The 8,727-nt window shown below is 67.7% G+C and carries 10 protein-coding genes; 6 read left to right on the forward strand and 4 right to left on the reverse strand.

The genetic code is table 11. The features are described from left to right. Positions 1-592 (reverse strand): YbfB/YjiJ family MFS transporter (locus G3O00_RS36775; protein WP_206145944.1); only part of this gene is annotated, 592 nt, incomplete at its 3' end. 227 nt (positions 593-819) lie between these two features. Beyond that, positions 820-1,365, reverse strand: a complete 546-nt coding sequence (locus tag G3O00_RS36780) for an alpha/beta hydrolase (RefSeq protein ID WP_206145945.1) — start codon at positions 1,363-1,365, stop codon at positions 820-822. Between the two features lie 117 nt (positions 1,366-1,482). On the opposite strand from G3O00_RS36780, the gene G3O00_RS36785 reads away from it, so the two are divergent. From G3O00_RS36785 to G3O00_RS36790, 3 genes are all read left to right on the forward strand, one after another. Next, positions 1,483-1,938 carry an Lrp/AsnC family transcriptional regulator gene (locus G3O00_RS36785; protein ID WP_011356102.1) on the forward strand — a complete coding sequence of 152 codons (456 nt, stop codon included), beginning with the start codon at positions 1,483-1,485 and terminating at the stop codon, positions 1,936-1,938. A gap of 384 nt (positions 1,939-2,322) precedes the next feature. After that, positions 2,323-2,445 (forward strand): hypothetical protein, encoded by a 123-nt coding sequence (locus G3O00_RS43995; protein ID WP_006766865.1) that lies wholly within the window; start codon positions 2,323-2,325, stop codon positions 2,443-2,445. A 58-nt stretch (positions 2,446-2,503) separates the two neighbouring features. Continuing rightward, positions 2,504-3,457: a leucyl aminopeptidase gene (locus G3O00_RS36790; protein ID WP_206145946.1), complete on the forward strand. Its 954-nt coding sequence runs from the start codon at positions 2,504-2,506 to the stop codon at positions 3,455-3,457. A gap of 16 nt (positions 3,458-3,473) precedes the next feature. Here the strand turns inward: G3O00_RS36790 and G3O00_RS36795 are convergent, their stop codons facing one another. Together G3O00_RS36795 and G3O00_RS36800 are read right to left on the reverse strand one after the other, a co-directional pair. Beyond that, the gene (locus G3O00_RS36795; protein WP_206145947.1) at positions 3,474-3,983 is read right to left on the reverse strand and encodes an N-acetyltransferase; all 510 of its coding nucleotides are present in this window, start codon (positions 3,981-3,983) and stop codon (positions 3,474-3,476) included. 55 nt (positions 3,984-4,038) lie between these two features. Further along, complete coding sequence (locus G3O00_RS36800; RefSeq protein WP_174934404.1) at positions 4,039-5,070, reverse strand: AraC family transcriptional regulator; 1,032 nt, start codon at positions 5,068-5,070, stop codon at positions 4,039-4,041. A gap of 145 nt (positions 5,071-5,215) precedes the next feature. On the opposite strand from G3O00_RS36800, the gene G3O00_RS36805 reads away from it, so the two are divergent. The 3 genes from G3O00_RS36805 to G3O00_RS36815 form a co-directional block, all read left to right on the forward strand. Then, positions 5,216-5,371: a hypothetical protein gene (locus G3O00_RS36805; protein WP_206145948.1), complete on the forward strand. Its 156-nt coding sequence runs from the start codon at positions 5,216-5,218 to the stop codon at positions 5,369-5,371. A gap of 26 nt (positions 5,372-5,397) precedes the next feature. Then, positions 5,398-7,113, forward strand: a complete 1,716-nt coding sequence (locus G3O00_RS36810; protein WP_206145949.1) for a GMC family oxidoreductase N-terminal domain-containing protein — start codon at positions 5,398-5,400, stop codon at positions 7,111-7,113. Next, positions 7,100-8,727: NAD(P)/FAD-dependent oxidoreductase (locus G3O00_RS36815; protein ID WP_206145950.1), on the forward strand; the 1,628-nt coding region annotated here is incomplete at its 3' end. The genes G3O00_RS36810 and G3O00_RS36815, both read left to right, overlap by 14 nt.

Consider the following 8,727-nt stretch of genomic DNA (forward strand, 5'->3'; position numbering starts at 1 on the left):
TCCACGCAGGCTGCCAGCCGGGTACGCCGTGTGAGAGCGTCGCGGGAACGAGCAGCGACGATGCGACGATGCCCCATCCCGTACCGCCGTAGTAGAGCCCGAGCAGCAACCCCGCATCGCGCGGCGACGCCGACGCGAGCCGCGCAGCCAGCACGCCGCCGCTGATGAAGATCAGCGCGCTGCCGACGCCGGTCGCGAGCCGCTGCACGAGCAGCGCATGCATGCCGGACGTGACCCCGCACGCGGCCATCAGCAACGCGGTCAGCACGCAGCCGGCCGCCAGCAGCGAGCCTGCTCGCCAGCGCCGCGACAGCAACGGAAACGCGAGTGCACCGATCAGGTAGCCGGCCGCGTTTGCCGTGTTCAGCGCGCCGGCCTGCGCGAACGTCCAGCCGAGATCGGCCTTCATCGGCGGCAGCAGCAGCGCATACGAAAAGCGCGCGAGGCCAAGCGCGATCGCGCTGCCGAGCGACAGGCAGATCGCGAGCCGCCATGCAGCCATGCGATTGGGGTCACGGTCGGGGTAGGTGCCGGTCGCGCCGGTGTCCGGCCGCGACGGGCCGGCATGCTCCGGTTGCGGCGCTGCGCGCATCGCATGTCTCCTGTTTCGTTCGAAGCCGCGGCAGGTCGTGACGGCGGAACCGGTGTTCCGCACGCGCCAATCCCGACTGTCGAGGCTTCCGATTCTGTCGACCGATCATACTTGAGCCGTCGCGGGCAGGCATGCGTCGTCAACAGGCAGCCGGCCTCAGCAGCGGGATCACCCATGCATCGCCTGCTGCCGGCCATCGCGGGAGCACGTCGGGCCACTTGCCGACGCTACCCCCGCAATCCCGTCATGAAGGCGGTGAACAAGGCGCGTCCCTCGGGCCATTCCGCCAATCCCGCTTCCGTATTCAGATGGCCGCGCGGGCCGAGCAGCAACGGCGTCGCACCACGCTCGCTTGCCCACGCAATGCCGCGTCCCGACGGATCGTACCCGTCATCCGAACTGGCAATCGCCAGCACCGGCAAGCCGCCGAAATCGCCCTCCGGCACCTGCGCGAACGCTCTGGCCGCATCCGGAAAACGCGGGCCGCCCGGATCGGGCACCGCCACGAGCCATGCAGCGCGCACGACCCGCGTCGACGCCGCACGCCAGTGCGCGAACAGCAGGCAACCCAGCGAATGACAGATCAACACCGGCGGCGTCGCGGCTTGCGCGACGGCTTCATCGAGCGCCGCCATCCAGTCACGCAGGTCGGGTGCATCCCATGACGCAGGCGCGATGCGGATGGCACCCGGAAGCGCGGCCTCCCAGTGGCTCTGCCAATGATCCGGTCCCGAGTTGCCGATCCCCGGCACGATCACGATCGTCTGGTCCATCTCCGTCTCCATGAATAAGCGAGCTCGCAGTCTGGCCTGCCGGAAAGCAGCCGGGAATGGCAAATCATCGGATATTGAGACAATATGCCGATGAATTAACGGAGCGGGAAAGCGGACATGTCGAACGGAGAACTCGATCGCCTGGATCTTTCGATCCTCGAGGCGCTTCAGGAAAATGCGCGGATGCCGCTTTCCGAAGTCGGCCGGCGCATCGGGCTGTCGCAACCGGCCACGTCGGAGCGCGTCAAGCGGCTGGAAGAGCGCGGCATCATCGCGGGCTACGGTGCACGGATCGACCCGGCCGCGCTCGGGTTGGGGATGATGGCCATCATCCGGCTGAAAACCACGCATGAACACATCAAGCCTGCGCTGCGCGCGTTCGCCGAGATGCCGCACGTCATCGAGGTCCACCGGATGACCGGCGAGGATTGCTTCCTGCTGAAGGTCCTGGTGCCGACACCGGGACAACTGGAAACCATCATCGATGCGATTGCCCGCTTCGGCGCGGTCACGACGTCGCTGGTGCTGCGGTCCGAGCCGGCCAAGCCGCTCGGCAAGGCGTTGCTCGGTTGACTCGCGCGTCGGGCCGCTGACGCGCCGCCGATGACCGACAATGCGCTCGCGCGCATGCATGGTCGCCGCGAACGTCATCGATCGCGGCGATTGAATTTCCGATAAAAAATCGCCGAACGCAATGCGTCGCTTCAGATTCATGTCATTGAAAAAATGATAGCGAATCCGTCATTCGCTTTGTCCGTGTTTTACGGCACGCGACCCGCCAATCCCCCGTGTTTAGCATGCCTCGGCTAAAAACCTTGCAACGCATTGCATTCGCAAATTCGTCAGACTAATATCAACGCCACTCGCCGCGCATTCACGAAATGTGTGATGAGGAGTGGCAACTTTTTAGCCGCGCTTTCATGTTGAATCACTCATGTTCACCACAGGAGAATTGACATGCAGGACACCCAGCAGATCGAATTGCTTGACTGGATGCAGGAAGACACGCACCCCGAGGCCGTCGACATGATGGTCGAAGACGCCGTGGTGCCGTTCGGCACCGCGCTCTGGCCGGTCTGAGCGGGCCACCCGTTCTCGCGGAAGGGCTGCGGCCCTTCCGCCGCTTCCGGAGACACGCATGCTGAACCTGCATCGCGCGCTGGGCTTCCACCCCGCGCTGCGCGACAAGCTGGCGCGCGGCGAATCGGGAAAACTGCTGGTCGGCCATGACACCCGCAACCGCGACATCGCATTGCGCGCGTTTTCCGCCCTGCCCGATTCGCTCGACGCGACCACACTCTGCCTCGAAAGCACCCCGCCCGCCGATATTGCCGCCGCGCTCGATCGCGCCGATCTGTTCGTGCTGCTGTACGACTCGTCGTGCCTGCCGACGCCATCGCCGAGCGGGCCGCCGTTCCTCGCCGCGATCCGCCCTGCGATCGTCGAGCACTGGAGCAAGTCGGTACTGTTCAAGGATTACGGCCCGCATCTCGACGAAGCGTTCGCCGAATCGCTCGACGACATCGCGGCACGCAACGGCCGGCTGATCGACGCGGCCGCACGCGCATCGCAGATCCGCTTCATCGACGAAGCCGGCAACACGCTGACGGGCTCGCTCGCGCCGGACCAGAAATGGACGAGCGTAGACGGAATGGGCAACCTCGACGTCGTGCCCGGCGAGATCGCCACGCACGTCACGGATCTCAACGGCTCGGTCGTCTTCAGCGGCACGTTTCTCGGCACCGTGCCGTTCGCGATCAAGTACAAGGTGGCTGAGCAACTGGCCACACTACAGGTCGAGAACAGCACGATCGTCGGGTTCGACACCGACCACGAAGGTTTCCGGCGCGATTTCTCGACGTATCTCGACCGGCATGCGAATCACCGGCGGATCGAGGAATTCGGCATCGGCACGAACCTCGGGATTCGCGGGCTGTACGGCCGCAACGCCGGGTTCGAGGAACGCCATCCGGGCCTGCACCTCGGGCTCGGCGGTGGAGAGAACGGCAGCCACCATCTCGACCTGATCTTCGCGCGCGGCACGCTCGCGCTCGACGACCGGATCGTATTCGACGGCGCGTTCGCCGTCTGACGAAGCGGCTGCGCGCTCAGGCTTCGGCGGCCGCCGGGTCGCCGAGCCACTTGTACATCACGAAGCAGTCGACGAAGCCGAGCCGCGCATGACGATACGCACGCGGCAGCCGGCCGACGATTTCAAATCCCAACTTCTGCCACAGCGCGACCGCCACCTCGTTCGTCGACACCACCGAGTTGAACTGCATCGCGAGGAAACCGCGCTCGCGCGCGACCTGCTGCGAGTGCTCGCACATCAGGCGCGCGACACCGCGGCCACGCGCCGCCTCGCTCACCATGTAGCCGCAGTTGCTCACGTGACTGCCGGGGCCGCCCGCGTTCGCCTTCAGGTAGTACGAGCCAAGGACCACGCCGTCCTCTTCGGCAATCCACGTGCACAGCGGCGCATCGAGCCACAGTGCGCGCGCCGCTTCCTGGGTCGGCGCCGCATCGAATGCATAGGTTTCCTGAGCGGCGACGATGGCGTGGTACGTCGGCCAGAAGCGCGGGAAATCGTCGTCGGTCATCGGGCGAATCGTGATCATGCGGAGTCTCTCGTGATTGGAATGTCGGCAGGCATGCGGGCGATCGTACCGTGATTCAGGAACGGCCGCTGTCCCGTTGCGCCGCGCTGCGATACGCGCCCGGCGGCACGCCGTACCAGCGCTTGAATGCCTGCGAGAAACTCGACAGGTCGCTGAAGCCGAGCCGCTCCGCCACTTCCGCGAGCGACAGGCGCGCGTCGCCGAGCAGCGTCTCGGCCATCGCGCCGCGCGCCTGCGCGAGCAGCGCCCGGAACGTCGTGCCCTCCTCCTGCAGCCGGCGCTTGAGCGTGCGCGGGCTCGTGTTCATCAGGCGCGCCATGTCCTCGAGCGAGAACGGCGCGGAGCCGGGCGTCGCGGTCAGGTACTGGCGCACCATCTCCGACGTGCCCACGCGCGCACGCCGCGCTTCGAGCAGCTGGCCGCACATCTGCTCGCACATCGATACCGTCAGCGGATTCGCGTGCGGCAGCAGCCGGTCGAGAAACACGCGGTCGAATGCGAGGCTGTTCGCGCGCGCCGAGAACACGGGTTCGACGCCGGCGATGCGCGGCACCGCCATGGAAGGCGTGCGCGCCGCCTGCACCGTGAAACGCGACAACGCGAATGCGTCGCCGCCGATTTCCTGCAGCAGCACGGTCGCGGCCATCATGTCGCGCTCGACGACGAACCGGCTCAGCGTGCCGTCGAGTTCCGGCGCGCCGAACCCGAGCACGCACGTCCCGTCTTCCTCCCGGTACGTGATCACCGTGAACGCATAGGTGAGCGGCAGGAAACGCAGCGCCAACGCCAGCGCATCGCGCGCGGTCGCGCTCGCGATCAGCCCGTAGCCCCACACGCCGTAGGCGGAGAAGTGATAGCGCTGGCCGACCTCGAACCCGAGGCCCGGCGCGCGCCCGAGCGCGCGCAGCAGGTTGCCGGTCAACCGCAGTTCCTGCGCGGCCGTCACCTCGACCTTCGGATCGTCGAGTTGCGCGTCCGCGAGCCCCGTGCCGGCCAGCAGCGTCGCGTGCGGCACGCCGCGTTCGTCGCCGAAATCGACCAGCAGCCGGGCGCTGGCCGGACTCCGGGTGAAATCCCAGAAGCTCATGCGGAGAAACCCTCGAAGCGCCGATTTGGCCCAAATACTAAAACAATTGTCCCGAAGCAGCATTGGTGTTTTCCCATGCGGCCAGCACCATCGGCGTCATCCAGTCGTCATCCGAACGACGCCATCGCCCTCCGGAGGAGACACCATGCGACCGAGTCGCCCGACCGATCCCGCAGCCCGCTTCACACGCCAGCGCGCCGAATTCACCACACTCGCCGCATGCGTCCGCGACCCCGCCCCGCCACTCGCGACCCGCCTGCCGCTCGCCGGCAGCCAGTGCGCGCTGCCGCGCCCCGCTTGATCCATCGACCGTCAGAGGACACATCCATGAGCAAGACTTTCGACTACATCGTCGTCGGCGGCGGTTCGGGCGGCAGCGTCGTCGCCGGGCGGCTGACCGAGGACCCGGCCGTGACCGTCTGCGTGCTCGAGGCCGGCGGCCGCGGCGACGGCACGCTCGTCAACGTGCCGACCGGTGCGGTCGCGATGATGCCGACCCGCATCAACAACTGGGCCTTCGACACGGTGCCGCAGCTGGGCCTCGGCGGGCGCATCGGCTACCAGCCGCGCGGCAAGGTGCTGGGCGGTTCGTCGGCCATCAACGCGATGGTCTATATCCGCGGCCATCGCGTCGACTACGACGGCTGGGCCGCGCTCGGCAACGAAGGCTGGCGCTACGACGACGTGCTGCCGTACTTCCGCCTGAGCGAGCACAACGAGCGCTTCGACGATGCGTGGCACGGCCGCGACGGCCCGCTGTGGGTGAGCGACCTGCGCACCGGCAACCCGTTCCATGCGCGCTACCTGGAAGCCGCGCAGCAGGCCGGCCTGCCGCTCACCGACGATTTCAACGGCGCGCAACAGGAAGGCATCGGCATCTACCAGGTCACGCAGAAGCACGGCGAGCGGTGGAGCGCGGCGCGCGCGTACCTGCTGCCGCACGTCGGCCGCCGCGACAACCTGACGGTCGAGACGCACGCGCAGGTGCTGCGCATCCTGTTCGACGGCACGCGCGCGATCGGCGTCGAGGTGCGGCAGCACGGCGAGGTACGCACGCTGCGCGCACGGCGTGAAGTCGTGCTCGCGGCTGGCGCATTGCAAACACCGCAGTTGCTGATGCTGTCGGGCGTCGGCCCGGGCCGCGCGCTCCAGCAACAGGGCATCGCCGTGCACGCCGACCTGCCCGGTGTCGGCCTCAACCTGCAGGATCATCCTGATTTCATCTTCGGCTACCGCACGCGCAGCGTCGACACGATGGGCGTGTCCGCAGGCGGCGGCCTGCGCATGCTGCGCGAGCTGGCGCGCTTTCGCCGCGAACGGCGCGGCATGCTGACGTCGAATTTCGCGGAAGGCGGCGGCTTCCTGAAGACGCGCGCCGAGCTCGACGCGCCGGACATCCAGCTGCATTTCGTCGTCGCGCTCGTCGACGATCACGCGCGCAAGCTGCATGCCGGCCACGGACTGTCGTGCCACGTGTGCCTGCTGCGGCCGCGCAGCCGCGGCTCGGTCACGCTCAACAGCGCCGATCCGCTCGCCGCGCCGCGCATCGATCCCGCGTTCTTCGACGATCCGCGTGACCTCGACGACATGGTTGCGGGCTTCCGCCTCACACGCCGGCTGATGGAAGCGCCGGCACTCGCGGGCTGGACCACGCGCGACCTGTTCACCGCGAACGTCAACACCGACGATGAAATCCGCGACGTGCTGCGGCGGCGCACCGACACCGTGTATCACCCGGTCGGCACGTGCCGGATGGGGCACGACGCACTCGCCGTCGTCGATCCGCAACTGCGCGTGCGCGGCCTGCAGGGGCTGCGCATCGTCGATGCGTCGATCATGCCGACGCTCATCGGCGGCAACACCAACGCGCCGACGATCATGATCGCCGAGAAGGCCGTCGACATGATCCGGGGCGTGTGTCGCACGACCGCGCAGCCGCAGGACGACGGCACCGACACTTCGACGAATCGCGACATCGTTCCTGCCAGGTGCGCCGCGCGCGATGCCATCCAGCCTGAGGAAACCCGCCATGTTGTCGCCTGATACTTCTCGCACCGCCGAATCCGCCGCCCCGCTTGCGGCGATCATCATCGGCGCCGGCTTCGCCGGCATCGGCATGGCGATCGCGCTGCAACGTGCGGGCATCCACGATTTCGCGATCGTCGAACGCTCGCACGACGTCGGCGGCGTGTGGCGCGACAACAGCTACCCGGGCGCCGCCTGCGACGTGCCCTCGCACCTGTACTCGTTCTCGTTCGAGCCCAATCCGGCGTGGTCGCGCGTGTTCGCGCCGCAGCCCGAAATCCATGCGTACCTGCAGCATTGCGCGCGCAAGTACGGCCTCGCGCGCTACCTGCGCTTCGGCGCCGAAGTCGCGCATGCACGCTACGACGAAGCCGCTGCGCTGTGGCGCGTCACGCTCGCCGACGGCACGACGCTCAGCGCCGCCGTGCTCGTCAGCGGCACCGGGCAGTTGAGCCGCCCCGCGATGCCCGACCTGCCCGGCATCGACTCGTTTCGCGGCCGCGCCTTCCACTCCGCGCACTGGGATCACGACTATTCGCTTACGGCCAAGCGCGTGGCGGTCGTGGGTACCGGCGCATCGGCGATCCAGTTCGTCCCGGCGATCGCGGGCGACGTGAAGCGCCTGGTCGTATTCCAGCGTTCGCCGGCCTACGTGATGCCGCGCCCCGACCGCGCGTACCGCCCGTGGGAAAAAGCGCTGTTCCGCCGGCTGCCGTGGGCGATGAAGCTGCATCGCGCGTCGATCTACCTGCGCTACGAATCGCGCGCAATCGCGTTCACGCGCCTGCATAAATTGATGAAGGTCGCGGTCGGCCGGCCGTTCCACAAGCTGCTCGCGCGCGACGTGCCGGACCCCGCGTTGCGCGCGCAACTCACGCCCGACTACCCGATCGGCTGCAAGCGCATCCTGTTGTCGAGCGAGTACCTCGCCGCGATGAGCCGCGACAACGTCGAGCTCGTCACGCAGCGGATCCGGCGCGTCACGGAGCACGGCATCGAGACCGTCGACGGCGTGCACCATCCGGTCGATGCGATCGTGTACGGCACGGGGTTCGCGGCAACCGAGTTCCTGTCGCCGATGCGCATCACGGGCCGCGACGGGCTCGACCTGAACGATGCATGGCGGCGCGGCGCGCAGGCGTATCTCGGGCTCACCGTGCCCGGTTTTCCGAACTTCTTCATGCTGTACGGCCCGAACACCAATCTCGGCCACAACTCGATCGTCTACATGCTCGAAAGCCAGATCGCGCACGTGATGCGCTGCCTGCGCACGATGCGGCGCGACGGTGCGCGCGAGATCGACGTCGACGCGCGCCGCTACCGGCGCTTCAACGTGCATGTGCAGCAGCGGCTCGAAGGATCGGTGTGGAACAGCTGCAAGAGCTGGTACGTCGATGCGTCGGGGCACAACAGCACGAACTGGCCGGGCTTCACGTTGACCTACCGGTGGATCACGCGCTTCACCGGGATGTCCGCGTACCGCTTCACGCATCCGTTGCCCGAGTCGGTCGCACCGGCGCGCGACGTGGTGGTCGCGCCGCCCGCCGGCCGGCTGGAGGCCCTCACGGCCGCATCGCTGCGCGGCTTCCTGCGTGTGGCGTTCCGGCCGCTGATCGGGCCGCCGTTCGGCGC

The sequence above is a fragment of the Burkholderia sp. Ac-20384 genome, assembly GCF_017104605.1.
Classification (GTDB): Bacteria; Pseudomonadota; Gammaproteobacteria; order Burkholderiales; family Burkholderiaceae; genus Burkholderia; species Burkholderia lata.